The sequence below is a fragment of the Kitasatospora humi genome, from assembly GCF_020907985.1.
GTDB lineage: Bacteria > Actinomycetota > Actinomycetes > Streptomycetales > Streptomycetaceae > Kitasatospora > Kitasatospora humi.
This window is the reverse complement of sequence record NZ_JAJJPA010000013.1, coordinates 45,385-69,458: the sequence shown is the minus strand read 5'-3', so window position 1 is coordinate 69,458 and position 24,074 is coordinate 45,385. Positions and strand designations below refer to the sequence as shown.

Genomic DNA, 24,074 nt, shown 5'->3' with positions numbered 1-24,074 from the left:
CGCTGGGCGTCAGACCGCCGGAGCCGGGTAGGTCGGGTACTCGACGCCGGAGACGTACTGGACGACCCGGATGACCTGGCAGGAGTAGCCGAACTCGTTGTCGTACCACAGGTAGAGGATGGCGTTGTCGCCGTCCACCTTGGTGGCACCGGCATCGACGATCGAGGCGTGCCGCGAGCCGATGAAGTCGCTGGAGACGGCGTCGGGCGAGTCGATGAAGTCGATCTGGCGACGCAGCGGCGAGGTCAGCGACACCTCGCGCAGGTAGTCGAGGACGTCCTCGCGGTCGGTCTCGGTCTTCAGCTGCAGGTTGAGGATCGCGATCGAGACGTCCGGCACCGGCACCCGGATCGAGCTACCGGAGATCTTCGCCTTGAGGTCCGGCAGCGCCTTGGCGACGGCCGAGGCGGCACCGGTCTCGGTGATCACCATGTTCAGCGGTGCCGAACGGCCGCGGCGGTCCGCCTTGTGGTAGTTGTCCAGCAGGTTCTGGTCGTTGGTGAACGAGTGGACGGTCTCCACGTGGCCGCGGAGCACGCCGTACTTGTCCTCCATCGCCTTCAGCGGCGGGACGATGGCGTTGGTGGTGCAGGACGCGCAGGACAGGATCTGCTCGTCCGGCTTGATCGTGTCGTGGTTGACGCCGTGCACGATGTTGGGCACGTCGCCCTTGCCCGGGGCGGTGAGCACGACCTTGGCGATGCCGGGCTGCAGGTGCTTCGACAGGCCCTCGCGGTCCCGCCACTTGCCGGTGTTGTCGATCAGGATCGCGTCGTTGATCCCGTACTCGGTGTAGTCGACCTTGGTCGGGTCGTCCGAGTAGATGACCTTGATCGCGTTGCCGTTGGCGATGATGGTGCTGTTCGCCTCGTCAACGGTGATGGAGCCCGCGAACTGCCCGTGGATGGAGTCCCGGCGCAGCAGCGAGGCTCGCTTCACCAGGTCGTCGCCCCCGCTGTTGCGGACGACGATGGCGCGCAGCCGCAGGCCGCCGGCCTTCTCGACCAGCAGGCGGGCCACCAGGCGGCCGATCCGACCGAAGCCGTAGAGCACGACATCGCGCGGCTCCTGGCGCTCCAGCTTGTTGGCGCCCGTGGCGCCGGCGACGGCCTCGGCGGTGAACGCGGCCACCGAGAGGCCGCGGCTGTCGGCCTTGTAGGTGGCGGCCAGCATGCCGAGGTCGATCTGGGACGGACCCAGGTCGAGCGTGGTGAGGGCCTGGAGGAACGGCATGGTCTCGGTGATCGAGAGCTCTTCGCCGGCGATCTGGCGGGCGAACCGGTGGGTCTTCAGGATGCTGACCACCGACTTGTTCACCAGGGAGCGGCTGTGCAGCAGCACAGTGACGTCCCGCTCCCGGTGCAGTCGGCCGATGATCGGAATCATCGCCTCCGCGATCTCCTCGCGGTTCTTCCAGTCCGTGAACACGTCGTCGTTGACAGTCACAAGTCCATCTCTCGATTGAGCTAGAGGGTGGCCACATCGTATCCGGAGGGCTGTTCGATCCCCGCAATCGGGCCTGGTGAGCAGCGTCACTGCGTTCCGGAGAGGAGGGCCGGATCCCCGCCGAACAGGCCAGTCGGTGGTGATTGGCTGTGGCGGCCGTGGCACGTGCGCCCTACGGTCGGGGGCATGCGCATCCGGATCGTCGACGCCTTCACCGACCGCCCGTTCGGCGGGAACCCCGCCGGGGTCCTGCTCCTCGACGGCTCCGAGGACCGGTTCCCGCCCGACGCCTGGCTCCAGCAGGTCGCCGCCGAGGTGAACCTGTCCGAGACCGCCTTCGCCCGTCCCCTGCCGCCCGGTGGGGACGCCGACTGGGCGCTCCGCTGGTTCACCCCGACCGCGTCCGGCTCACGGGCGACCGCACGCTGCTGACCGGGCGGGCCGTCACCGTCATCGACGGCGAGTTGCTCACCCGGCCCTGAGGCCGCCCCGCCCGCCGTGCCCAACGGGCGCCCCGCATAATTCCGAACATCCGTCGGAGGGTCGCGCTAGAGTCGACGCGTCCAGGTGCGAAGGCAGGGGTTACTTCCCTTCTGGAGGACGGTGTTTCGGGTTCGAATCCCGAGCGTCGGGCGCGAGTCCGGCGGTAGCTCAACGGTAGAGCACGTTGTGTCACCTCAGCCGATCTGATCTCTGGACCAAGGCTTCACACAACTTCACAGCGTCTCAGCTGCATTGCACCTCCCGGTGCGCAGGGCTCGGCTACTTCTCTGAAAAAAGTCCGCCGATCCCGCTCTTGATCTCGGGAGGCCGCAGCAGCGGGGCGCCCGGTGCGCAGGCGACGGTTACTTCTCTGACGAAGCACCTTCATGGTGCCGGGTTCAACTCCCGAACGACCGCCGCCGCCTTGACCTCGGGCGCCCCGCTGCTCAGCCTTCCCTTCCACAGCGAGGGGATTCTCTCCATGTCACGCTTCAACACCCGTACCGCGCGCCCGAGCGCGACCTCACCGGTCGCGACCACCGGCCGGACCACCGTCAACCACCAGGGCGGCACCGGCCACCTGCGCGACGCCAAGTCCGAACTCTTCCTGCTGGCCGTCAGCAACATGGTGGGCACCGACACCTTCTACGAGAGCGCCGGCCACCGCGACGACCGCTACACCGCGCTCATCCGCCAGCTCGCCGTCGAAGACCCGCGGTGGACCGCCGAGTTGCTCAACTGGCTGCGCGGCGAGGGCAATCTGCGCACCGCCGCCATCGTCGGCGCCGCCGAGTTCGTCAAGGCCCGCCTCGACGCCGGGGACAAGGGCACCGGGACCGGTGAGCCCGGTGCGCCCAGCAATCGCGCGGTCATCGCCTCCGTGCTCCAGCGCGCTGACGAGCCGGGCGAGTTGCTCGCCTACTGGACCTCCACCCACGGCCGCGCCGTCCCCAAGCCGGTGAAGCGCGGCATCGCCGACGCCGTCCAGCGGCTGTACCACGGCAAGTCCCTGCTCAAGTACGACACCGACAGCAAGGGTTACCGCTTCGGTGACGTCCTCAACCTGGTGCACGCCACGCCGGACGTGGAAAAGCCTTGGCAGGGCGAGCTGTTCCGCTACGCGCTCGATCGGCGCCACAACCCGGACACCGCCGTCGTGCCGCCGTCCGACCGCACCCTGACGGCCAACCAGCTGCTGCGTGAACTCCCGCTCCAGGAACGGCGGGAGCTGCTGAACCGCCCGGACGCCGCCGAGCGGCTGACGGCCGGCGCCTTCACCTGGGAGATGCTGGCCGGCTGGCTGCAGAGCCCGATGGACCGCCAGGCCTGGGAGGCGATCATCCCGTCGATGGGGTACATGGCGCTGCTGCGCAACCTGCGGAACTTCGACCAGGCCGGGGTCGGCGACGAGGTGGCCGAGCGGGTCGCGGCCAAGCTGGCCGACCCGGAGCAGGTGGCCCGCTCGCGGCAGTTGCCGATGCGGTTCTACTCCGCCTTCAACGCGGCCCCGTCGCTGCGCTGGTCCTGGGCGCTGGAGAAGGCGTTGACGGCTTCGCTGGCCAACATCCCGCGGCTGGACGGCCGGACGCTGGTCCTGGTGGACACCAGCGGCTCGATGGAGTCCGGGTTCTCCAAGGACGGCACCCTGATGCGCTGGGACGCGGCCGCACTGTTCGGGATCGCCCTCGGCCACCGGTGCGAGCAGGCCGATGTGGTGTCGTTCTCCGCCGCCGGCACCTGGTCCGGGCGCAGCTACGACCTGGTGAAGCCGTTCCCGTTGACCGCCGGCGGCTCGGTCCTCGCCGAGGTGCGGCGCTGGAAGGACGGCGGCTGGTTCATCGGCGGTGGCACCGACACGGCGGCGGCGCTCCAGGCGACGTTCCGGGGCCACGACCGGGTGGTGATCATGACCGACGAGCAGGCGGCGGCCGGAACCGTCGACCAGGCCGTCCCGGCGTCTGTCCCGATGTACACCTGGAACCTGGCCGGCTACCGAACGGGCCACGCTCCATCGGGCGTTCACAACCGGCACACCTTCGGCGGGCTCACCGACGCGGCATTCCGCATGGTGCCGCTGCTGGAGGGCGGAGTGGACGGCGCCTGGCCGTGGGAGCAGCGCGGATAGGACGGTGAGTTGCCATTGTCCGCGAGCCGAAATCGCAGTGCCCGCCTGCGCCGATCCGACTGTGCCATCGATGCGTTGACGAACTGAAGGCGGCCGTTACGATCGGCCGGGTAAGACGTCATCCAAGCTGGCACGGCTTCACGGAGGACTTCATGGATTTCCTGGTCCGCATCGACGGCTCCCGCGTCTACGAACTACCGGTCGAGGAGCGGAACGCCATTGTCGAGAAGGAGCACACGCACGCGCATGAGCTCCACGCGGCCGGCGTGCTGAAGTACATCTGGCGGCAGCCCGGGCAGCGCGCCAATGTCGGCATCTGGTCGGCCGCTGACGCGGACGCGCTGGAGAACGTGCTCGCCGGCCTGCCGATCCGCCCGTACGCGGACATCGAGGTGTCCGCGCTGGCCACCCACCCGCTGACCCTGGAGTTCGCGGCCGATCAGGGCTGAGCTCCGGCGTCGGCCATCGACCGCGCTCGGTCCCGCACCCCGGTGCCGGACCGAGCGCGGTGCTCTCTCCTCGCCTTTCTCCTCGCCCGTCAGGAGGGTTGGACCTCGAGGACAGTCGGTGCTGCCCCCGAGGGAGCGACGACCCGTTCGCCGAATGGCGGCGTTGGCGGCGGTCGGGTGAAGTGACCGCTGCCGCGGGGGCGCCTGCCCCCGCGGCCGGTGTCGGTCAGGCCGTCCGGCCCAGCCAACCCGCCAGGCGGGCGTACGCGTTGGCGTCGGCCGGCACGTCCTGCAGCGGACCGAAGGGCAGGCCTTCGCGGCTGCGGTCGGCCGGGAGTGCCTTCTGGGCCACGTCCAGCGAGATGAGCGCCAGCTCCTCGTCCAGCGCGGTGTCCAGGCCGATGGTCTGCGCGATGTCCCAGGTGTGGGTGACGGCCTCCATCACATAGCCGCCCAGCGCCATCCGGCCGGGCATCTCGCCCCACGGGACCTCCACGACCCGGTCCAGCTTGGCGTCGTCCGCCCAGGCGGCGAGGGCCCGGGCGCGGGCCCGGCCGAGGGCGCCCGACAAGTCGGTGTCGTCGACCCGGTCGACGGCCGGGGCGATGTCCAGGGCGCGGCCGCCCTCGCCGATGTACGCGATCCGGTGGATGCCGCCGATGACGTGACCGAGCAGCTCGCGCAGGTCGAACTCGGTGCAGGGGGTGGGACGGTCGAGGTCGGCGGGAGTGACCTTGGCGAAGACCGTCTCCAGCTGGTCGAAGGTGCGGATGTGGAGGGGGCGCGGGTCCATCGGGAAACTCCTGTTGTGCGCTGGGGGTGTTCTTCCTTGCGTTCGTCGCGATGGACACTCTTCCGGTCATACCTGACAACCAGCGTCAGGTTTAATGGGATCTTGTGAAGGCCGACCGACTGCTGTCGATCCTGCTGCTGCTCCAGACCCGCGGCCAGGTGCCCGCCACCGAGCTCGCCGAGCGCCTGGAGGTCTCCGTCCGCACCATCTACCGGGACGTCGAGGCGCTGTCCGCGGCCGGCGTTCCGGTCTGGGCCGAACGCGGCCGCCACGGCGGCATCAACCTGCTGCCCGGCTACCGCACCGACGTCACCGGGCTGACCAGCGACGAGGCTCGCGCGCTGTTCGTCCTCTCCACCCAGGGGTCGCACCGGGAACTGGGCCTCGGGGAAGCCATCGACTCGGCGCTGCGCAAGGTGATGGCCGCCCTCCCGGCCCCGCACCGCCCGGCGGCCGAGCGGACCAGCGAGCGGATCCTGATCGACCCGGCACGCTGGATGCAGCGCCCGGGCGACTCGGCGGCCGCCCTGGGCGAGTTGCAGCGGGCCGTCTTCGCCGATCGCCGGCTCGCCCTGACGTACCGTCATGGCGGCGCCGCCGAGCCGAGCGAGTACACCGTCGACCCGTACGGGCTGGTGAGCAAGGCCGGCGTCTGGTACCTGGTGGCCGACCTGGACGCCGCGCCCCGCCTGTTCCGCGTGGACCGGGTGCTGGCGGCCGCCGTCTGCGACGCTCCGGTGCGCCACCGCCCCGGACTCGCCCTCGCGGACGTGTGGACCGTCCTGCGCGACCAGGTCGAGCGCATCCCCGAGGGTGTGCGCGTCCGGGTGCGCGTCCGCCGCACCCGTCTCGACCTGCTGCTGCGCCTCCACGCCCCCGGATAGCCGTGCCACCCGCACCCGGTGACGGCGAGTGGGCCGAACTCACCTTCGCCTTCGCCGCCTTGGGAGCTGCCCGCACCCTCCTCCCGTTCGGCGCGGACCTGGAAGTCCTCTCCCCGCCCGAGGCGCGGGCCGAACTCGCCCGGGCCGCGCGGGAGATCACCGTGCTGTACGCCCCCTGAAACCCGGGGGCGCCTACCGGGCCGTCGCCGTCCAGGTGACCGGCAGCTCGTGGACTCCGTAGATGTTCATGTCGGTCCTCAGCTTGACCTCGTCGGCCGGAACGGCGAGTTGGAGGGTCGGGAAGCGGCGCAGCAGTCCGCCGAAGCCGACACGCATCTCGATGCGGGCCAGTTGCTGGCCGAGGCACTGGTGGACGCCGTGGCCGAAGGAGAGGTGGCCGCGGGCTTCGCGGCGGACGTCCAGGGTGTCGGGGTTCTCGAAGCGCAGCGGGTCGTGGTTGGCGGCCAGCATCGAGACGACGACGGTCGATCCCTCGGCGATCGTCTCGCCGCCGAGTTCGAGGTCCTCCGTTGCGTACCGGTAGAGGATGTCGACCACGGACAGGTAGCGCATCAGCTCCTCGACGGCACCGGGCAGCAGCTCCGGTTCGGCACGCAGGACGGCCAGTTGGTCGGGGTGCTCCAGGAGCGCGAAGGTGCCCAGCGCCAGCATGTTGGCGGTGGTCTCGTGGCCCGCGAGCAGCAGCAGGAAGGCCATGCCGACCAGCTCCGGGACGCTGAGGTCCTCGTCGCGGGCAAGGTCGGAGAGGATGTCCTCGCCGGGGTCGGCGCGCTTGCTCATGACCAGTTCGGCCAGGTACCCGGTCATGGCCTCGTAGGCGGCCATCTTCTCGTCGAGCTGCTGGTCCTTGACCATGAACGTGGCGGTGTTGGTCTGGAAGTTCTCCCGGTCCTCGTAGGGCACGCCGAGCAGTTCGCAGATCACCAGCGAGGGCACCGGGAGCGCGAACTCCTTGACCAGGTCGACCGGCGGGGCCAGGCGCGCCAGCTCGTCCAGTTGCCGCTCGACGATGTCGCTGATGTGCTGTTCGAGCTGCTTCATACGCTTGACGGTGAAGGCGCCGGTGAGCTTGCGCCGCAGCCGGGTGTGGTCCGGCGGGTCCATGGCGATGAACAACCCCGGTGTCTGCGGGGCCGGTTCGGTGAGGACCGGCATGCCGGGCACCTCGTAGGGGATGTGGAGGACGCCGATGTCCTGCCGGGAGCTGAACCGGGTGTCGGCCATGAGCCGGCGGACCGCGTCGTAGCCGGTGACGAGCCAGCCCCGGTGGCCGTCGGGGAAGAGCAGGGGGCTGACCGGGCGGGCCCCGCGCAGCCGGGTGAGCAGGCTCGGCGGGTTGAAGGGGCCCGCATCGCGCTCGCTGGGGAGGCCGTGCGGGATGGTGGCCGGGTTGCTCATCGGATGTCCTTCCGTGGCGGTTGGTGCGTCCACGGTCGCCGATCGACCTGACATCCGGCTGTCACGCCGCTGACACCGGCCGTGCAGCGGGCCCGCGGCGACCCACCCCGACGGCCGGGCCCGCGCCGGGCCCACCCCGACGGCGGGGCCCGCGCCGGCTGACGCCGTGCCGGTGCTCGGCTCAGCCGCTGGGCGAGACCATGCCCGCGTCATAGGCGGTAATGACCAGCTGAACTCGGTCACGCGCCCCCAACTTGCTGAGCAGGCGGGCCACATGGCCCTTGGTGGTGGCCACGCTGATGAACAGTTCGGCGGCGATCTCGGTGTTGGACAGACCGCGTCCGATCAGGGTCAGGACTTCACGCTCGCGCTCGGTGATCCCGTCGAGCTCGCGCCGGGGTGGCGGGGTGGCCGCGCCCCGCGCGGCGAAGTCCTGGATCAGGCGCCGGGTGACCCCCGGTGCGATCAGCGCGTCGCCGGCGGCGACCACCCGGATCGCGGCGAGGATGTCGTCCAGCACCATGTCCTTGACCAGGAACCCGCTGGCCCCGCCGCGCAGCGCGGCGTAGACGTTCTCGTCGTCGTCGAACGTGGTGAGCATGATGACCCGGGTCGACAGGCCCTCGGACCTGATCCAGCGGGTTGCCTCGATGCCGTCCATGACCGGCATCCGGATGTCCATCACCACGACGTCGGGCTGCAGTTCGCGGGCCAGTCGGAGTGCTTCGGCGCCGGTGACGGCCTCCCCCACGACCTCGATGTCCGGGGCGTCGCCGATCACCGCGCACAGACCGGCGCGGACCAGCGGCTGGTCGTCGGCCAGCACGATACGGATCGTCATACCGGCAGCCTAGCCGCGACCCGGTAGCCGCCTTCCGGTCGTGGCCCGGCGGTGAACTGACCGTGCAGCAGGCCGACTCGCTCGCGCATGCCGACCAGCCCGTAGCCACTGCCCGCACTCGTCGGCGCACCGCCGCGGCCGTCGTCGGTGACCTCGATGGACAACTCTTCCTCCCGGTAGTCGACGAGAACCCGGCAACGGGCGACCCCCGCGTGCCGCACCACGTTGGTCACCGACTCCTGAATGATCCGGTAGGCGGACAGGTCGATCTCGGGGGGCAGCCCGCGGCGCGTCCCACCCCACCGCACCTCCACCTCGACTCCGGCGCCGGCCGCGGTCGCGGCCAGCCGCTCGACGTCCGCCAAACCCGGTGCGGGAGCGGACTCGGCGTGGTCCGAGTCGGCCTCCCGCAGCGCGACGAGCATCCGCCGCAGCCCCGCCAGGGTCTCCCGGCCAGTGCTCTCGATGGCGCCCAACGCCGCGCGCGCGACGGCCGGTTGGGTGTCGAAGACGCGACTCCCGGCGCCGGCCTGGATCGCGATCACGCCGATGCTGTGGGCGACCATGTCGTGCAGCTCGCGCGCGATCCGCAGTCGCTCGTCCTGGACCGCCTGGTGGGCGGCCTGCGTGCGCAGCGCCTCGGCGTGAGTCTGCCGCAGCCGGATCCAGCTCCCCAGGATCCAGGCGGCCGCGGTGACCACGAGGTGGAGCGAGGACGGGCCGGTGAGCGAGCGCACCGCCGCTCCGGAGGACTGGACGCGCACCGAGTCGGCGATCCCGACGGCCACGGTGGCGGCCAGGGCGTAACCGGCGGTCCGGCGCGACCGGTTGACAGCGATGTAGAAGACCAGCACGACTGCCGCGAGGAACAGCGGCCAGAGCTTCTGCCCGCAGACCCTGAGGACGAGCACCTCGGCCAGCACCACCCCGAGCACCTGCGGCGCACGCCGGCTGGCCCAGCCGATCGGCAGCGCCATCACCACGGCCAGCACCAGCACCCGCAGCGGCCCTGGACGGAGCGGGTCCAGCAGCGGTCCTACCGGGTGAAGGGGCTGGGGCATGGTGACGTAGAGCAGCAGGGCGAAGGGAGGCACCGCGCACCAGTTGAGGGCCGCCAGTGCGTCCGGCGACAGTCTTCTCAGCAGCGTCTGGAGTCGTCTCGGCAGGGCGAGCAGCCCCGAAGGTCGTTGCACGGCTCAGATGCTAACCGCCGGTCCGTTCAGTCGGACCCTCCCCTGGTATTGCGCCACGGGCCGGCACGGGGCCGTCGGCATGCGGACCACGGGCTGATGCGTCGCCCTCGTGCCTGAGAAAGCATCGGTGACGTGATCGAAATCAACGAACTGACGAAGCGGTACGGCAGCGTCGTCGCCGTGGACCGACTGACGTTCTCCGCGAGCCCCGGGCAGGTGACCGGATTCCTGGGACCGAACGGGGCCGGCAAGACCACCACGATGCGTATGCTGCTCGGCCTGAACACGCCCACCAGTGGCACCGCGACCATCGACGGCCGCCGGTTCCGCGACTTCGGCACCGGCCTGCGCCACGTCGGTGCCCTGCTGGACGCCAACGACGTGCACAAGGGGCGCACCGCCAACGCGCACCTGGCCGCCCTCGCCCGCAGCAACGGTCTGCCGCGGCGCCGGGTCCAGGAGGTGCTGGAGACGGTCGGGCTGGCCGACGCGGGCAAGCGGCGGATCGGCGGCTACTCGCTCGGCATGCGCCAGCGCCTGGGGATCGCCACCGCGCTGCTCGGCGATCCGCCGGTGCTGCTCTTCGACGAGCCGGTCAACGGCCTCGACCCGGAGGGCATCCGCTGGGCCCGCGAGCTGTTCCGCCGGCTCGCCGCCGAGGGCCGCACGGTCTTCGTCTCCAGCCACCTGATGAGCGAGATGGAGCACACCGCCGACCACCTGGTGGTCGTCGGCGGTGGCAGATTGATCGCCGACGAGCCGCTGGCCGTCTTCGCCGCCCGGGCCACCACCAGCCAGGTCGTGGTCCGCACTCCGGATCCGCAGGCGCTGGCGCTGGTGCTGCGCGAGGCGGGCGGCTCGGCGCAGCCCACCGGCGGGGAATCCGTCACGGTGACCGGCCTGACCGCGGCGCAGGTGAACGAACTGGCCTTCACCCACCGCGTCATGGTCCACGAGGTCACCGCGCACGGCGGCACGCTGGAGGACGCGTTCATGGAGCTGACCGCCAACTCGCTCCAGTACCGGGCCGGTTCGGTTGCGGTCGGAGGTGCTGGCCGGTGACCGCCGTCGTGAACTCCCCGATCTCCCGAGCCCGTTGGCGCGATCTGCTCGGCGCCGAGTGGATCAAGCTCTGGTCACTGCGGTCGACCGCGATCGTGCTCGGCTGCCTGATCGTCGGCTACGTGTACCTGGCGTACAAGGCCGCGATCACCACCTATGACGCCTGGCCGACCATGGCCGCCTGGATGAAGGCCGTCGAGGACCCGGCGCACGACGCCTTCGACTTCCCCGCCTTCATGCTCTTCGAGGCCGCCATGGGCACGATCGGCGCCATGACCATCTCCGGCGAGCACGCCTCCGGGCTGATCCGCACCACCCTGATCGCCGTGCCGGACCGCAACCGGGTGATGCTCGCCAAGGTCGCGGTGGTCACGGGGGTGCTGGCCGCCGTCGGCCTGGTCCTCTCCACCGCCGTCTGGGCCGCTACCTTCACCGTGTTCTCAGGCCGGATCAACGGCTACTCGTTCAGCACCCCGGGAGTGGGGCGCAGCATCCTGGCCACCACGCTGATGGCCCCGGTCTGCGGCTTGATCGGCATGGCGCTGGCCGCGCTGATCCGCAACACCGCGGGCACGGTCTTCACGGTGCTGGCCTTCTTCCTGGTCGGTCCGGTGGCCTTCAAGGGTCGGGTGCCGCTGCTGAGCGCCGACCTGGCCGCCGACATCAGCAACAGGCTGCCGGCCTACTCGTGGGCCCGCTTGTGCCTCATGGCCCACGGACACATCGTGGGGCGCATCGCCTCGGTGCCGACGGCCTGGAGCGCGCTGATCGGCTGGGCCGTCGTCTCGGTCGCCCTCGTGGTGCTGCTGCGCCGCCGGGACGTGTGACCATGACCAGCTCGATCCAGTCGCCGTCCGTCGCCGAACACCGCGGCCGGTTCCGGGACTTGTGCGCCTCCGAGGGCATCAAGCTGTTCGCGCAGCGATCGACCTACGTGCTGCTGGGACTGACCGTGCTGATCGCCGTCGGCGGCGCCTGGTTCAGCAGTGCCGGAGTGCACCTCGTCAGCGCCTCGGCGTTGGCCGACTTCGACCGGATCAACGGCTCCTTCAAGGAGGGCACCTTCGCCTTCCTCGCGCTGGCGGCCGGCGCGATCGGCGCCATCTCGACGATGAGCGAGTTCTCCAGCGGGCTGATCCGGACGACCTTCATCGCCGTCCCGGACCGCCGCCGGATCGTGCTCGCCAAGGCGGCCGTCATCGCGTCCGTCACAAGCCTCGCCGGTCTGGCCGCCGCGACCGCCTCGTTCGTCACCGCGCAGTCGGTCCTGGGGCCCAAGCAGCTCGGCACCTCGTTCGGCAACCCCCACGTGCTGCAAGCCTTCGCGGCTTCCGTGTCGCTGATACCGGTGAGCGCGATCACCGGCATGTTCGTCGGCGCGCTCATCCGGAACCCCGCGGCCACCTTGTTCACGGTCTTCGTGGGCCAGAGCCTGCTGGCTGACGCCGTTCCCCGCACCAGCGGCAACGAGCTGCTCGCCGCGATCAGCGACACGTGGCCGCGCAACGCGTGGTACGGCCTGGTCAGCCGGCACACCGTGTGGGACAACGACGGACCCTTCCCGCCCGGAGCGCTGCAGTGTTGGGCCGCACTGCTGGCCTGGCCGCTGCTCGCGCTGCTGCTCACACTGCTCGTGGTGCGCCGCCGCGACGTCTGACGGCGCGCACCCCGGCCTTGGCGATCACTGCGGCATCCCCCGGGCGAACAGCCCGGCCCGGCAGGTCCCCAGAGCCTCAGCCGCCGGCCAGGGTGCGCTGGAGAAGGGGCAGCAGGCGCTCCCAATGGCGCTGCAGAGCCGATGGGTTGAAGGCATCGGTGTCGGACATGGTGTAGCCGTGGATGGTGCCGGGATAGACCTCGGTGGTGTAGTCGACGCCCGCGGTGTCCATGGCCTTGGTGAGCTCACCGAGGGCCCCGGGCGACATGTCGCCGCCTTCGGAGAGGCCGAGGTGGACTTCGGCGGTGAGCTTGGGGATCAGGTGGTGCGGACTGTCGGGTGCCTTGGTGACCAGGAAGCCCGGGTGGAATCCGGCGACGGCGGCCACCCGGTCGGGGTGGGCCGTTGCGGTGCGCAACGCCAGGGCGGCGCCGATGCAGTAGCCGACCACGGCGACCGGACCGGCACCGACCTCGCGCTGGGCGGCGAGGAACCCGAGGTAGGCGTCCGCGTCGCGGAGGATCCGTTCGGTGCTGTGCGCCTCCAGCAAGGGCATCAACTCGGCGAACACCGCCGGCCGGACGTCTTCTCCGATGTGCGCGGGAAGGTCGACCACCGGTGCCGGGCCGTGCCGGTAGTAGGGGTTGGGGACGAGCACGTAGTACCCGTGTTCGGCCAGCTCGCGGGCCCGCTGCTCCAACTCGGGCCGCACGCCGAAGGCGTCCGGGTACAGCAGCACTCCCGGGTGCCGCTCGCCGTGGTCGGGGAAGGCGGCGAAAGCGTCGGCCCGGCCGTCGGCGGTGGGGATCAGCAGCGTCTTGGTGGGCATGAAGTCTCCTGTCGTGGTTGACCAGTTGAACCTGTGATCAACGACGACGGAGGCGGAGCCCGCGCGGCAGCGCCGGTACCTCGATCGTGAACCGGGCCCTCAGCGGCCCGCGCGGCGCTCAGAAGAGCACCGGGTCACCAATCCGTGTGTGGCGCGAGGCCGTCCCGGTAGTCATCGCCGAAAACCATAGCCCAGCGGGCGGGGTCGGCGCCAGGGCCCGCGTGCCACACAGCCGTTGACGCGACCCGCGCCCTGCTCGCCGGGAAGTCCAGGCAGCGTCGGGGATCGTCGGACCGTGCCGGCGGTCGTCAGCGTCAGGCTCCCGGTTCCCCCGCGTTCCAGTCCCAGTTGGTGATGGTGGTGCGCATCAGCCGGGCGGCGGTTGACAGATGGGTGTCGGCGCCCACGGAGAGGGTACGGCACCTGGTTGATCACGCACGACCAGGTCTCGGTGCCGCTCGACGTCGCGACCGGCACCGGAGCAGTCGACCTCGAACCCTGACAAACCCCGGTCCCACCACCTCCGCCGCGTCGCGGCGACACCACAACCATGGAGGACGTCATGACCCCGGTTCCCACGACCGTCGAGATCCCCGGCTACCTGGTCGGCACGTGGAAGGCCGACCCGGTGCACTCCGAGATCGCCTTCTCCGTCCGGCACCTCATGCTCACCAAGACGCGCGGCCGGTTCACCGGCTACGACGTCACGATCGTCACCGGCGAGGACCCACTGGCCTCGTCGGTCGCCGTGACGATCGACCTCGCGTCCATCGACACCGGCAACGAGGTGCGTGACAACCACCTTCGCGCCGCCGACTACCTGAAGACCGAGAACTACCCGACGATGGGCTACCGCTCGACCGGCATCCGCCCTCGAGGCGACGGCTGGGTCGTCGACGGTGAGCTGACCTTGCACGGCGTCACCCGGCGGGTTCCGCTGGCCCTCGAGGTGAACGGGTTCGGCTCGGACCCGTGGGGCGGACAGCGGGCCGGCTTCTCGGCGAGCGCCGAGATCAACCGGCGCGACTTCGGCATCGACATCAGCCTCCCGCTGGACGCCGGTGGCGTCGCGGTCGGCGACAAGGTGGCGATCAGCCTCGAGATCCAGGCCGTCCTCCAGGAGTGACCCGGACGGACTGCCCGCTCCGCCACCGGCCTTGACGGATCAGACCGAGTCCGTCCCACCGCTGCCGCCCGACTGCGGGCTGTCCGACGGCGCACCACCGCTCGGGCCGCCGTCGTCCGGCTGGATCCGGGAGTCATGGTCGATGAGGGAGAAGGCGCGTCGAGCGGTGACTTCGGCGACCAGGGGATTGTCGTCCCGCAGGGCCCGCTGGTAGGCGCCGAGCGGATCGGAGGTGTCCGCGCCGGCCGCCTGCCACGCGGCCTGGTCGGTCCGCAGGCTGTTCACCAGGGCGGCCACCGGGCCCTTCGCCGCGTCCGACCACTGGCTGGTGTCGATCAACTGCAGGGCTTGCTGGATGGCCTGCCCGGTCTTCGCTGCCGCGGAGGTGGCCGCTGCCGGGTCGGTCACCGGCGCTGCCAGTGCGTCCTCCCGGGCATCCAACAAGGTGAGGGCCTGGAGGAGGTACCGCTGGTCCTGCGTGAGGTTGGTGGTGTCCAGCCGCAGCGAACCGGTGCTGTTGCCGGCGGTGTCGTGCAGGAAGCAGATCGCCGTGTGGCCGCTGCGTGCCCACTGGGTGGCGTTCTGCGGGTAGAGGTAGCGGACGGTGGACGTGCTGGGCACCGCCCACGGGTCGTACAGGTACACCTCCAGGCCGCTCCGGCAGAGCCTGCCGGCCTGCTGCTTGATCGCATCGACCCCGGGGTAGCTGCTGCCGGCCAGTGACGTGCGGAAGAAGACCTCACCGTAGTGCGGCTTGGAGCAATCCGTCAGCTCCCGTTCGGCTCGGCTTCCCGCCTGCAGCTCGGTGAAGCAGTCGCCGGCCTTCCAGGCGAACTCACCACTCGGGCCCGGACGCTCGGCCGGGCCGCCGGGCTGCGTCGAGACCGGCCCGGCGCCGGACATGGATACGTGCGCGTGGATCGCGCCGGCCAGCACCCCGCCCACCGCGGCGGTCAACCCGAGCAGACCGAGCACCGTACCCGCGACGGCCAGCCCGCGGCCGCGCTGCCGCCGCCGCCTGAGCTGGACCAGCGCGCCGATCCCGAGGCCGAGCGCGACCGGCCAGAGGCAGAAGGTGACGCCGGTGACCAGCGAGGCGATGGCCAAGCCGTTGCTGCCCGGCACCACCGGGCGGTTGTCGAACGGAGGGGGCGCCGGAAAGGACGGGTACGGACGGGGAGTGCCGGTTGGTGCCCCGCCCGCGGGAACGGTGTCGGCCGGCGGCGCCCAGGGATCGGTCGGCCTGGCGGCCGCCTCCCCATGGGTGGGCTCCGCCTCCGGCTGCTGCTCCGCCCCGGCGCCGTCCCGTCCCGCCGTGTCGGCGTCCGTCATGCCCACTCCCCCAAGCCCGAAACCTCCGCAGCCGATCGTGCGTGGCCTGACTCTAACGGACCGCCGAAGGCAGCAGGACGCCGGACCTGCCCGCTGGCCGGGCCCGGCCGCCCGGCGCCGGCCCTCCCCGTCCCACGGCTTCAGGTGCTCAACTCCACGTCCTCAACTCGAGGACTGCACGAAGACCTGCTCGCCCTCCCCGACCGGCTCTTCGAAGTCGGCCAGGTAGCGAGCGAGCAGTTCCCCGCCCACCGTGACGGAGTTGGCGCCCACTTCGCCGTTCCGAACCGCGAGGCGGCGCTCCAGCGTCGTCCGGTCGGCCTTGAGGTGGACCAGTTCCCAACGGCAACCGTGGCTCTCGACCAGTGCCTTGTAGTCGTCGCGGGCGGCGCGACTCCAGAAGCTGTAGTCCACCACGACGTCCCGCCCGGCCAACATCAGCTCGACCAGTTCCTGCCGCTGCTCGCGGCGGACCTCCTCCTTCAGCTGGTCGTACGCCTCCGCCGCCAGCACCAGGCCGGCGTCGCGCTGCCCGAGCCGTTGCCAGACCGTCTCGTCGATCGAGAGCCGAACGTGACCGCGTCGCACCAACTCCATCGCGTAGGTGGTCTTTCCCGCTCCTGGAAGCCCACACATCAGCACCACCGTGCTCATCCGCTCCATCACGGTGCCAGGTTAGCGCCGCGGGCGCACCAACTCCCTTGGTGGCAAGAGCACCTGTGGCGCGAGAGCCGCGCTCCGCACTCTGCACTACGGACGACGAGCCGACGGGCGGAAGAGCCGGTCCGGGCCATCCGGAGGGTGCCCGAGGGGGCGATCGCCGAACGACTTGACGGGCAATCATGAAGCTACCCCTGGACGGTATATACCGATGAGCGATATATATCGTCACATGACAGGACGCTCCCTGCAGGAGCCGACGCTGCTTCTGCTCACCGCACTGGCCGACGCCCCTCGGCACGGCTACGCCCTGATCCAGGAAATCGCCGTGATCTCGGACGGCCGGGTCAGGATGCGGGCCGGCACGCTCTACAGCGCACTGGACCGCCTCCTCCAGCAAGGACTGATCCAGGTCGACCGGGACGAGGTGATCGACGGCCGCGCCCGCCGGACGTACGCCCTCGCTGACGCCGGGCGGGCCGTCCTCGCCGCCGAAGCCGACCGGCTCCGCGCGATAGCGGCCGAGGCGACCCGCCGGCTGAACACCATCCGCCCGACGGCCAGGGGGGTCCTCGCATGAACACCCGCCCCACCGGCAGCACTTCGCTGGGACTGCGACTGGCCCTGCGGATCTACCCCGCCGGCTACCGCGCCGAGCGCGGCGAGGAGATCGCCACCGTCCATGCGGACGTCACCGCGGGCGCCGGCCGGCTGGCCACCGCCCGTGAGACCGCCGGCGTCGCCGCGTACGGCCTGCGGGTGCGCACCGGCCTCACGGCGAGCGGCACCGCCGGGCGCCTGCTCGCCACCACCGCGCCGCCGGCCGCCGCCATGGCGCTCGGCCAGCAGCTGCCCGTGCTGTGGCAGCTCCCCCACTACTGGCGACAGACCGCGGCCGACTCCTCCCCCGACTGGCACCCCGTACTGATCGCCTCGGCCTTCCCGGGTGCGCTCTGGCTGCTGGTCGTGGCGGCCGCCCTGCTCCGCACCTGGACCGCTGCCCGGATCCTGGCCGCCCTGGCCGGAGTTGCCGCCATCGTCCGCTGCCTGGTCTTCACCCAGACGCTGCAGACGTTCGTGCCGGGTGCGGCGCCGGACTACGTCGCCCTGATCCAGACGGCCGGAGCGGGCGTGCTGTGGTCCCTGCTGGTCTTCGCAGCCCCCGGCGACCTGCTCGGCAGCACGGTCGTCCGCCAGCCGCTCGCCGCCGTCCCGCCCGCCCTGCTGCTGGCCGCGGGCACCTTCCTGGGCAGCCTCAACCCGTTCACCGGGCCGGGCCGGACGGAAGCGATGCTGAGCGGGGTCTGCCTCCCGCTGGGCCTGCTCCCGCTCGCCTTCCTGGCCCGGGGCCGACTGCTGCCCGCCGCAATCGGCCTGGCCGTCCTCCCGCTGGCCCTCACCCTCACCGTCACCAACTACCGGCTCTTCACCTGGCAGGCCGGCGAGTTCGGCAACCTCGGCGTCGTCGCCTGCTATCTGCTCGGAGTCTCCCTGCTGACCCTGGCAACAGCAGCAGCCGTACGCGTCTCCCGTGCGGCCCCGGCGAACCCGAAGTCCCTCGGCAAACCCGGCACCCGTCCTTCGGCACCGTGAGCGTCCCTGGCGGGTCGACCTGTTTGAAGCGATGAGCGCCGTACGGCCCCGTTGTCGATGGCTGCGACATGGCGAGGCCGTACCGGTTGGATCAGGCGGTCAGTGTCCGATCAGGTCGCGGACCGCGTCGCTGACCGGGGGCAGGTCGGTGGGATGCGCCCACTGGTGGGCGTCGTGTTCGGTGAGGACGACCGGTTCGGTCTTCTCGACCGCGACGGTGAAGTTGAACTGCCGGGTGGTACCGCCGCGGCTGTTGGGGTAGTCGAAATGGCCGACGTAGCCGTTCACCTTCTCGATGATCAGGCCGGTCTCCTCGGCGGTCTCGCGGTGGAGGGCCTCCAGGATGCTCTCCCCGTCCTCGACCTTGCCGGAGGGGATCTCCCACATCCCGCCCATGAAGTCGTCCGGCTTGCGCCGCACCAGCAGGATGCGATCGGCATCGGTGACGACGGCGGCGGCCACGAAGCCGGTGACACCGTCGGCTTCGGCGTCACTGACCAGGCTGGCCAGGAAGTCAGGAGAGGTAACGGTCATGCCAGGAGCTCCTTGTGGTGGTCACTCACCTTGGTCGCCGCGCGGATGTACTGCTCGGCCAGCGCGAGATCCTGTTCACGATGCCAGACCGGGAGCTTGATCGTGTGCTGGTAGGCGTGCTCCGCGACCGCCGGCCTCGTACCCGGCTCCGGCAAACCGATGTCCCTCGGCGCGGAGTAACCAACGCCTCAGCTCCTCGAGTCTCCTGGCTCTCTCGGCGATCGCCGCGCACGACCTCCCCGGTCGGCGCGGCCTTCGGCGCTGTCAAGCCTTCGCCTCCAGGTGCGCCGAACACCGGGTCACGCCAAGGGGGAGGCCTGATTGGCGGCAAGGCGGACGAACGATGCCCAGGCGGCGGGGTCGACCGTCAGGCGAGGGCCGACGGGGTCCTTGGAGTCGCGGATGTGGACGGTCGCATTGCTGGTCGCCACCTCAACGCACTCGCCGCCTGCGCCACTGCTGTAGCTGCTCTTGGACCAAGTCATCTCAGGCGAGGCCCACCCGAACTCGTCGATGCTCATGTCTCCCCCAGCAGCTTCTCAACGAAGGCCAACGATTCACGCGGAGACAGTGCCTGCGCCCGGAGAATCCCGTATTGCTCTTCGAGATCCCGGACTGCCTTCCGCTCCGTGTGCAGGCGACTGTCCTGCTGCACCTCCACGTAGGCCATCCTGCGCCCTTCTCTTGTCTCGATCAAGGTGAAAGGTCCGCCGAGGCCCGGATGTTCCTGACGGTCCGTCGGCATTACCTGGATCTCAACGTTGCGCCGCTGGCCGTACAGCAGCGTTTGCTCCAACTCCCCGCGCAGAACGGCATAACCACCGAGGGGACGGCGTAGTGCCGCCTCCTCGACGACGAAGCTGATGGTGGGGAGCGGCGTGCGCGAGAAGATGTCCTGACGCGCCAGCCGGGCGGCTACTCGGCGAGCGATGGTGTCTTCGTTCAAGAGCGGTCGCCACATCCCGAACACCGCCCGCGCGTAGTCCTCAGACTGCAGCAAGCCGGGCATGGCCTGGGTCGCATATACGTGCAGCTCAACTGCTTCCGCCTCCAGGCGCGCCGCGTCGCGGAAGAATGCGGGGTACCTTGCCCGGGCGACCTCCTCCTTCATCGCGATCAGCAGCCCGCCCGCGTTGAGCACCTCGTCCGCCTTGTCGATCAGCTCGGGCTTCGGGATGCGGCGGCCCTGCTCCACGGACGCGATCAGATCCTCGCTGTACCCCACCTTGGCCCCCAGCTCGGCCCGGCTCAACCCGGCGCGCTCGCGCAGGAGTTTCAGCTGGCGGCCGAAGGCCCGCAGGAGGCCCGCGCCCTCGTCCTGGTCTGCCATGTCGGCCACCCTTCGCCACGCATGCACACGATCGGCTACCAGAACGATACGGACAGCCATGGCAGCGCATGGCCGAAAACCGGCGAAATCCCTCGAACGGACTACGCCGCTACCGCGCCCCGAAGCAGGCTGCGCGCCAACGCCGCACCGCGACGGTTGCGTTCGACGGCGGCCGGATCCAGGACAGCGGGCACCGCCGCCTCAACTCCCGCGCAGCGGCGGCAGATCGTGCCTGCCTCCGGCACCGGATCGGCGCACTGGGCGCACTCCCCCATCGCCACCGCAGGCGCCGCAGGCACCGCCGTCCCGCACTCCGCCGTCTCGCGCTCCGCCGGCATCTTGCGCCGCAACCGCGAGCGCAGCAGGCCCAGCGGCGACGCGATCCCCGGCGGCAGGTCCGAGAGCAGCGCCACGCGCAGGCGCCGCTCGTCGGGATCCCGGGCGAGCCACTCGGCCACCAGAGGGGCCAGCTCCAGGGCTTCCACCACGCCGAGGTGCAGCTGTCTTTGCGTTGACGTCAACCGCGTCAGGAGCTTGGCTGCGGCGGCCCTGCGCTCGTCGTCGGGAGGGTCCGTCGCCTCGATGGGTGGGGAGGTCTTCTCCTCGCTCTTCAAAACCAGGGGGGAAGTACCGACGTCCCGACTCACCCGTTCACCGAGTGCCGGGTTCTGGCCGACGCTGCGCCAAGCGGCTTCGACTTCCTGATGGTCCCTCAACGGCACGCTGCTGACGAGGACTCGGGTGCTCCAGGTGCCCTCAAGGGGATCCTGTACGCGCCGGACGTGGAGGTAGCCCTCCTCGATCAGCTGGGCGCGGGCCCGGGACACGGCCGTGCGCCCCTCGGGCATGCGCTTGCCGATGGTGAGGATGGTGTCGCGGCTGCCGGGCGGGAGCGAGAGGGCCCACAGCAGCAGGGTCTTCGCGGTGGCCCGCAGGCGCGGGTGGCGGATGATGTCGTGTGACGCCCGGACATAGCGGTCGGGCGCGATAAAGTGAACGTGCATGAGGAGGTCGTTCTCCCGTGCCGGACCCCGGGGTGTTGGTAGCACCGCCGGGGTCAACTCTGATACGTAGCCGCACGGTAGCACGGGGTGACGGGCCGGTGCCTTCGAACGGGCGGACAGGGCACTCGCGTACGCCAGCCCCGCGGTGACGTACAGCCCCCCGAGGTACGGGCGTCGCTGCTGGTCAGAGCCTCACCGGGACGCCAAGCTGCTCCGCATGGAATCCCTCGGAACCTCCCTCCACGCCGCTCCCGAACGGGAGTTCGCCATGCAGTTCAGCTCCACGCCGCGCGGTGCCCGACTGGCCCGGCGGCTGGTCTCGCACTACCTGGAGAGCTGGGGCCACGGCTGTGACTCGCCGCTCAACGAGAAGTTGACCCTGATCACCGCCGAGCTCGCCGCCAACGCCGTGCGCCACGGGCACGTGCCGGAGCGGGAGTTCAAGGTGCGCCTGACGCTGACCCGGGCGACGGGCCGGGTGGAGGTGAGCGACACCCGCACCGAGCGCCGGCCTCCGTCGACCGCGCAGGAGCCGCATCCCGACGCCGAGTCGGGTCGCGGTCTCCTCCTCGTGGCCGCGCTGGCCGAGCGCTGGGGCACGGTGCCGCGCCGCGCAGCGCCCGGCAAGACGGTCTGGGCCGAGTGCACCTGCTGAGCCGGCCGGAGCGGTGTCCGCCCGGCGCGACCCGAGGTGGCCGAACGCATGAGCCGGGCGGTGCGGGCCACCCGGCTCGTGCCACCCGGCTCGTGCGACGAGCGAACGGGTCAGTACTGCGTGGTGATGGTGACCCCGCTGAAGTCGGTCTGGGCGTAGAGGCTGATGTAGCGGTAGCCCGCCGTGGCGTTGGTGACGGTCAGGCTCTGGCTGGTGCCGCTGTTGAACGACCCGTTGGTGTAAGCGCTGGGCGTGGCCCAGGTGTTGGGGTTGTAGAGCAGGTACGCGGTGCCGTTGCCGCCGCCCGCGGTGATTTTGAGCGTGGTGGTCCCGGCCGGCAGGTAGATGTAGTAGTAGTCCAGGTTGCCGGCGGTGGCCGACTGGCCGGTGCGGTAGCAGTTCTGGTCCAGCACCCGGGTGTCGGCCGCCGTGCAGGCCGTGGTGCCGGGAATGGTGCCGGTGCCGGCCGTACAGGCGCCGGCGGCGCAGGCGTCCAGCCAGGAGTTGAAGTCGGCGTCGTACGCGGTGCCGATGGAGTTGTAGACCGCGTAGCCGCCGGTGTAGTCGCCGGTGCGGAAGTGGCTCAGCATGTTGGCGATGACGTCCGGGTGCCGCTCGACCATGTAGCGCACGGCCAGGTAGCCCCACGGGTAGGTGCGGGTCTGGTCGCTGTTGCTGTAGGTGTTCTGGAACAGCGTGCTGAGCGCGTAGGTGTGCTTGGGGGCCTCGGCCACCGCACCGGTGTCGGTCACGTTCCGGTAGGTGTACGAGACGTACTCGGCCACGCCTTCGATCCACCAGACGTCCGGCACGACGGTCTGCTGGGTGAAGTTGCCCTTCATGTCGTAGCGGCCGTCCAGGGCGTGGGTGTACTCGTGGTTGAGGTTCCAGACGCCCGCGGTGAAGCCGTCGTCGCCGTTCTGGTAGGTGAGGGAGATCGGCTGGTTGCCGGGGTTGGTCGGGTCACCGACCAGGGTGATGCCGCCGTTGTTGGTGCTCACCCCGTAGATCCCGCCGGCGTAGGTCTGGTAGTCCTGCGGGCTGGCGAAGACCACCATCTGCAGCGAGTTCTCGTACTGGCCGGGGATCGGGCCGTTGTCCTTGACCAGGTTGTGGAAGAACGAGTCCTGGTTCTCCAGGCTGCTGCAGACGGCGGACAGGTCGGCGGCGGTGAGGCTCTGCGCCAGGATGCTGTGGGTGGCGTCGCAGGTGTGACTGATGGGCAGGGCCGCGGCCTTCAGCTGCTGCGGCAGGTTGCAGACGCCGTAGTACGAGCAGTTGGACGAGTCGTAGTAGCTCGCCATGCCGGCCACGCCGACCCAGAGCGGGGCGGTCGGACCGGTGATCGACGAGCCGTCGAGCAGTCCCTTGATCAGCGGCCGCACGGTGGCTTGCAGGGCCGGGTGCTCGATGAAGCGGGCGGTCTCCAGGCCGGCGTTGGAGTCGAGGAACGAGTTGCCGGTGCCCAGCAGGTCCTTGTGGTTGAGGGCGAAGCCGTCGAGCGTGCTGATGATGCTCGGGTCGCTGGTGACGGCGGTGACGAAGTCCGGGTTCTGGTGGCCGCGGTAGAGCGGGGTGAAGACCTCGTTGACGAAGTTCACCATGTACCAGGACGAGTTGTAGGTCGCGGGGTTGTAGGCGTTCAGCACCTGCTTGTAGGTGCTGAGGTAGCGGCCCTGCAGGTTGGCGCTGTCGATGAGGACCATGGCCTCGCCCGCGACCTGGCCGTTGGCGTCGCTGACGTCGCCCAGGTGGGGGCTGGCGACGAAGGCGTCGAGGCCGCTCTGCACCGCGCTGGTGAGGGTGGCGTCGTAGCTGCCGACGTCGGCGGAGTCGTAGTACTGCACGTAGTAGCCGGCCTGGAGGAAGTATCCCAGCTGCCAGATGCCGGTGGAGTCGTCACCGGTGTACGCGGCGGCCTGGGCCTGGAAGGCACTGGCGACGGACAGCATCTGGCTCTCGCGGAACACTCCGGAGGCGTTCGAACCGGTGAGCTGGAACAGCGAGCTGATGCAGTCGGAGGTGGCCGCCTGGACGTATGCCGCCAGTGCGGAGCCGGTGCGGCTGCTGAAGTCGGCGGGCGTGCAGGAGGCTGCCGCCGTGCTGGTGCGGGCCCTCGGTTGCAAGGCGGTCTTGGGGCCCGACTGGGGGCTGCGCGGCGGGAGTTGGGCCGGGGCGAGCCGCTGGTGCTGGACGGCGTCCTGGTCGGAGGTGCCGAGCTTGGTGACGCCGGTGGGCGGGAGCAGACCGGCGTGACTCGTTTGCGGGGCGGCCTGCGGAGCCTGCTGCGTGGGGGCAGCGGAGCTCGGCACGGCCAGTGCGCCCACGAGGGCCGTGCTCGCCGCGGCGAGCACGGCCAACCCTCGGGGCAGCCTGAAGAGCGGACGCATCGTCACTCCTTGGTGGGGGACCTGGTGGATGCGCGCCTCGGAACGGAGCTCGAAGGTGAGCACAGAGGCGTGAAACGCACCGTCTCACGCAGCCCTCACCGCATCAATAGCACGTGACATATCAGATGGCAGTCTCGAGGCATACCATCAGCCCACCCCACCCGGAGGGCGCCTCAGCTGATCACGGGGGCGCACTCCGGAAGCGCGCGCCGCATTGCGCACCAACGGCCGCACCCGGGTCCCCGGGCCCGCACCCACCGCTCCCCGCA

General features: G+C 70.5%; 23 protein-coding genes and 2 pseudogenes. 11 read left to right on the top strand and 14 right to left on the bottom strand.

Features of this window, described 5'->3' with window-relative positions; translation table 11 throughout:
• Window positions 1-9 precede the first annotated feature (9 nt).
• On the bottom strand, window positions 10-1,446 hold the full coding sequence (locus LN042_RS15195) for a glyceraldehyde-3-phosphate dehydrogenase (RefSeq protein WP_230051735.1): 1,437 nt from the start codon (window positions 1,444-1,446) through the stop codon (window positions 10-12).
• 186 nt (window positions 1,447-1,632) lie between these two features.
• Here LN042_RS15195 and LN042_RS15190 point away from each other — a divergent pair.
• From LN042_RS15190 to LN042_RS15180, 3 genes and pseudogenes are all read left to right on the top strand, one after another.
• Window positions 1,633-1,845: pseudogene (locus tag LN042_RS15190) on the top strand (PhzF family phenazine biosynthesis protein); the annotation flags it as partial.
• A 565-nt stretch (window positions 1,846-2,410) separates the two neighbouring features.
• Window positions 2,411-4,054 (top strand): TROVE domain-containing protein, encoded by a 1,644-nt coding sequence (locus LN042_RS15185; RefSeq protein WP_230051734.1) that lies wholly within the window; start codon window positions 2,411-2,413, stop codon window positions 4,052-4,054.
• Between the two features lie 152 nt (window positions 4,055-4,206).
• Window positions 4,207-4,503: a muconolactone Delta-isomerase family protein gene (locus LN042_RS15180; RefSeq protein ID WP_230051733.1), complete on the top strand. Its 297-nt coding sequence runs from the start codon at window positions 4,207-4,209 to the stop codon at window positions 4,501-4,503.
• 226 nt (window positions 4,504-4,729) lie between these two features.
• On the opposite strand, the gene LN042_RS15175 is transcribed toward LN042_RS15180, so the two are convergent.
• Entirely contained in the window at window positions 4,730-5,296 is a 567-nt protein-coding gene (locus tag LN042_RS15175) for a TIGR03086 family metal-binding protein (protein WP_230051732.1), read from the bottom strand.
• 104 nt (window positions 5,297-5,400) lie between these two features.
• Here LN042_RS15175 and LN042_RS15170 point away from each other — a divergent pair.
• A pseudogene (locus tag LN042_RS15170) lies at window positions 5,401-6,359 on the top strand (helix-turn-helix transcriptional regulator).
• 13 nt (window positions 6,360-6,372) lie between these two features.
• Here the strand turns inward: LN042_RS15170 and LN042_RS15165 are convergent.
• The 3 genes from LN042_RS15165 to LN042_RS15155 all read right to left on the bottom strand — a co-directional run bounded on the left by LN042_RS15165 (window position 6,373) and on the right by LN042_RS15155 (window position 9,633).
• Window positions 6,373-7,599, bottom strand: coding sequence for a cytochrome P450 (locus LN042_RS15165; RefSeq protein ID WP_230051731.1), 1,227 nt, complete (start codon window positions 7,597-7,599; stop codon window positions 6,373-6,375).
• A gap of 181 nt (window positions 7,600-7,780) precedes the next feature.
• The gene (locus LN042_RS15160) at window positions 7,781-8,440 is read right to left on the bottom strand and encodes a response regulator (protein ID WP_230051730.1); all 660 of its coding nucleotides are present in this window, start codon (window positions 8,438-8,440) and stop codon (window positions 7,781-7,783) included.
• The gene (locus tag LN042_RS15155) at window positions 8,437-9,633 is read right to left on the bottom strand and encodes a sensor histidine kinase (protein ID WP_230051729.1); all 1,197 of its coding nucleotides are present in this window, start codon (window positions 9,631-9,633) and stop codon (window positions 8,437-8,439) included. Before LN042_RS15155 ends, LN042_RS15160 begins: the two co-directional genes overlap by 4 nt.
• A 132-nt stretch (window positions 9,634-9,765) precedes the next feature.
• Here LN042_RS15155 and LN042_RS15150 point away from each other — a divergent pair, with 132 nt between their 5' ends.
• From LN042_RS15150 to LN042_RS15140, 3 genes are read left to right on the top strand one after another with little or no spacing between them, the layout of a single operon-like run.
• Window positions 9,766-10,695: an ABC transporter ATP-binding protein gene (locus LN042_RS15150; RefSeq protein ID WP_230051728.1), complete on the top strand. Its 930-nt coding sequence runs from the start codon at window positions 9,766-9,768 to the stop codon at window positions 10,693-10,695.
• Window positions 10,692-11,522 carry an ABC transporter permease gene (locus tag LN042_RS15145; RefSeq protein WP_230051727.1) on the top strand — a complete coding sequence of 277 codons (831 nt, stop codon included), beginning with the start codon at window positions 10,692-10,694 and terminating at the stop codon, window positions 11,520-11,522. Before LN042_RS15150 ends, LN042_RS15145 begins: the two co-directional genes overlap by 4 nt.
• Window positions 11,523-11,524: 2 nt before the next feature.
• The gene (locus LN042_RS15140; protein ID WP_230051726.1) at window positions 11,525-12,352 is read left to right on the top strand and encodes a hypothetical protein; all 828 of its coding nucleotides are present in this window, start codon (window positions 11,525-11,527) and stop codon (window positions 12,350-12,352) included.
• Window positions 12,353-12,428: 76 nt separating this feature from the next.
• Here the strand turns inward: LN042_RS15140 and LN042_RS15135 are convergent, their stop codons facing one another.
• Complete coding sequence (locus LN042_RS15135; RefSeq protein ID WP_230051725.1) at window positions 12,429-13,181, bottom strand: dienelactone hydrolase family protein; 753 nt, start codon at window positions 13,179-13,181, stop codon at window positions 12,429-12,431.
• Window positions 13,182-13,743: 562 nt separating this feature from the next.
• On the opposite strand from LN042_RS15135, the gene LN042_RS15130 reads away from it, so the two are divergent.
• Entirely contained in the window at window positions 13,744-14,307 is a 564-nt protein-coding gene (locus LN042_RS15130; protein WP_230051724.1) for a YceI family protein, read from the top strand.
• A 39-nt stretch (window positions 14,308-14,346) separates the two neighbouring features.
• Here LN042_RS15130 and LN042_RS15125 read toward each other — a convergent pair whose 3' ends face one another.
• Both LN042_RS15125 and LN042_RS15120 read right to left on the bottom strand, forming a co-directional pair.
• Window positions 14,347-15,639: a DUF4190 domain-containing protein gene (locus LN042_RS15125; protein ID WP_230051723.1), complete on the bottom strand. Its 1,293-nt coding sequence runs from the start codon at window positions 15,637-15,639 to the stop codon at window positions 14,347-14,349.
• 162 nt (window positions 15,640-15,801) lie between these two features.
• Window positions 15,802-16,302, bottom strand: coding sequence for a P-loop nucleotide/nucleoside kinase family protein (locus tag LN042_RS15120; protein WP_230051827.1), 501 nt, complete (start codon window positions 16,300-16,302; stop codon window positions 15,802-15,804).
• Between the two features lie 229 nt (window positions 16,303-16,531).
• On the opposite strand from LN042_RS15120, the gene LN042_RS15115 reads away from it, so the two are divergent.
• Both LN042_RS15115 and LN042_RS15110 read left to right on the top strand, forming a co-directional pair.
• Window positions 16,532-16,879, top strand: coding sequence for a PadR family transcriptional regulator (locus LN042_RS15115; protein WP_230051722.1), 348 nt, complete (start codon window positions 16,532-16,534; stop codon window positions 16,877-16,879).
• The gene (locus LN042_RS15110) at window positions 16,876-17,892 is read left to right on the top strand and encodes a hypothetical protein (protein WP_230051721.1); all 1,017 of its coding nucleotides are present in this window, start codon (window positions 16,876-16,878) and stop codon (window positions 17,890-17,892) included. Before LN042_RS15115 ends, LN042_RS15110 begins: the two co-directional genes overlap by 4 nt.
• Window positions 17,893-17,991: 99 nt before the next feature.
• Here LN042_RS15110 and LN042_RS15105 read toward each other — a convergent pair whose 3' ends face one another.
• The 5 genes from LN042_RS15105 to LN042_RS15085 form a co-directional block, all read right to left on the bottom strand.
• Window positions 17,992-18,426 carry an NUDIX domain-containing protein gene (locus LN042_RS15105; RefSeq protein WP_230051720.1) on the bottom strand — a complete coding sequence of 145 codons (435 nt, stop codon included), beginning with the start codon at window positions 18,424-18,426 and terminating at the stop codon, window positions 17,992-17,994.
• The gene (locus tag LN042_RS15100) at window positions 18,423-18,581 is read right to left on the bottom strand and encodes a hypothetical protein (protein ID WP_230051719.1); all 159 of its coding nucleotides are present in this window, start codon (window positions 18,579-18,581) and stop codon (window positions 18,423-18,425) included. Before LN042_RS15100 ends, LN042_RS15105 begins: the two co-directional genes overlap by 4 nt.
• 144 nt (window positions 18,582-18,725) lie before the next feature.
• Window positions 18,726-18,947, bottom strand: a complete 222-nt coding sequence (locus LN042_RS15095; RefSeq protein ID WP_230051718.1) for a DUF397 domain-containing protein — start codon at window positions 18,945-18,947, stop codon at window positions 18,726-18,728.
• A complete protein-coding gene (locus tag LN042_RS15090; RefSeq protein WP_230051717.1) occupies window positions 18,944-19,756 on the bottom strand; it encodes a helix-turn-helix domain-containing protein in 813 nt (270 codons plus the stop codon). Before LN042_RS15090 ends, LN042_RS15095 begins: the two co-directional genes overlap by 4 nt.
• 101 nt (window positions 19,757-19,857) lie before the next feature.
• The gene (locus LN042_RS15085) at window positions 19,858-20,760 is read right to left on the bottom strand and encodes a helix-turn-helix domain-containing protein (RefSeq protein WP_230051716.1); all 903 of its coding nucleotides are present in this window, start codon (window positions 20,758-20,760) and stop codon (window positions 19,858-19,860) included.
• Window positions 20,761-20,977: 217 nt separating this feature from the next.
• Between LN042_RS15085 and LN042_RS15080 the strand changes: the two genes are divergently transcribed.
• Window positions 20,978-21,415 carry an ATP-binding protein gene (locus LN042_RS15080; RefSeq protein ID WP_230051715.1) on the top strand — a complete coding sequence of 146 codons (438 nt, stop codon included), beginning with the start codon at window positions 20,978-20,980 and terminating at the stop codon, window positions 21,413-21,415.
• 110 nt (window positions 21,416-21,525) lie between these two features.
• Here LN042_RS15080 and LN042_RS15075 read toward each other — a convergent pair whose 3' ends face one another.
• The gene (locus LN042_RS15075; RefSeq protein ID WP_283843744.1) at window positions 21,526-23,805 is read right to left on the bottom strand and encodes a M9 family metallopeptidase; all 2,280 of its coding nucleotides are present in this window, start codon (window positions 23,803-23,805) and stop codon (window positions 21,526-21,528) included.
• Window positions 23,806-24,074: the final 269 nt, after the last annotated feature.

Excerpts from the sequence above, each read along its gene's own strand:
- LN042_RS15120 (WP_230051827.1), bottom strand. The coding sequence starts at position 16,302 with ATGGAGCGGATGAGCACGGTGGTGCTGATGTGTGGGCTTCCAGGAGCG.
- LN042_RS15095 (WP_230051718.1), bottom strand. The coding sequence starts at position 18,947 with ATGAGCATCGACGAGTTCGGGTGGGCCTCGCCTGAGATGACTTGGTCC.
- LN042_RS15175 (WP_230051732.1), bottom strand. The coding sequence starts at position 5,296 with ATGGACCCGCGCCCCCTCCACATCCGCACCTTCGACCAGCTGGAGACG.
- LN042_RS15125 (WP_230051723.1), bottom strand. The coding sequence starts at position 15,639 with ATGACGGACGCCGACACGGCGGGACGGGACGGCGCCGGGGCGGAGCAG.
- LN042_RS15165 (WP_230051731.1), bottom strand. The coding sequence starts at position 7,599 with ATGAGCAACCCGGCCACCATCCCGCACGGCCTCCCCAGCGAGCGCGAT.
- LN042_RS15110 (WP_230051721.1), top strand. The coding sequence starts at position 16,876 with ATGAACACCCGCCCCACCGGCAGCACTTCGCTGGGACTGCGACTGGCC.
- LN042_RS15115 (WP_230051722.1), top strand. The coding sequence starts at position 16,532 with ATGACAGGACGCTCCCTGCAGGAGCCGACGCTGCTTCTGCTCACCGCA.
- LN042_RS15135 (WP_230051725.1), bottom strand. The coding sequence starts at position 13,181 with ATGCCCACCAAGACGCTGCTGATCCCCACCGCCGACGGCCGGGCCGAC.
- LN042_RS15160 (WP_230051730.1), bottom strand. The coding sequence starts at position 8,440 with ATGACGATCCGTATCGTGCTGGCCGACGACCAGCCGCTGGTCCGCGCC.
- LN042_RS15075 (WP_283843744.1), bottom strand. The coding sequence starts at position 23,805 with ATGCGTCCGCTCTTCAGGCTGCCCCGAGGGTTGGCCGTGCTCGCCGCG.
- LN042_RS15080 (WP_230051715.1), top strand. The coding sequence starts at position 20,978 with ATGGAATCCCTCGGAACCTCCCTCCACGCCGCTCCCGAACGGGAGTTC.
- LN042_RS15130 (WP_230051724.1), top strand. The coding sequence starts at position 13,744 with ATGACCCCGGTTCCCACGACCGTCGAGATCCCCGGCTACCTGGTCGGC.
- LN042_RS15105 (WP_230051720.1), bottom strand. The coding sequence starts at position 18,426 with ATGACCGTTACCTCTCCTGACTTCCTGGCCAGCCTGGTCAGTGACGCC.
- LN042_RS15090 (WP_230051717.1), bottom strand. The coding sequence starts at position 19,756 with ATGGCAGACCAGGACGAGGGCGCGGGCCTCCTGCGGGCCTTCGGCCGC.
- LN042_RS15180 (WP_230051733.1), top strand. The coding sequence starts at position 4,207 with ATGGATTTCCTGGTCCGCATCGACGGCTCCCGCGTCTACGAACTACCG.
- LN042_RS15185 (WP_230051734.1), top strand. The coding sequence starts at position 2,411 with ATGTCACGCTTCAACACCCGTACCGCGCGCCCGAGCGCGACCTCACCG.
- LN042_RS15085 (WP_230051716.1), bottom strand. The coding sequence starts at position 20,760 with ATGCACGTTCACTTTATCGCGCCCGACCGCTATGTCCGGGCGTCACAC.
- LN042_RS15140 (WP_230051726.1), top strand. The coding sequence starts at position 11,525 with ATGACCAGCTCGATCCAGTCGCCGTCCGTCGCCGAACACCGCGGCCGG.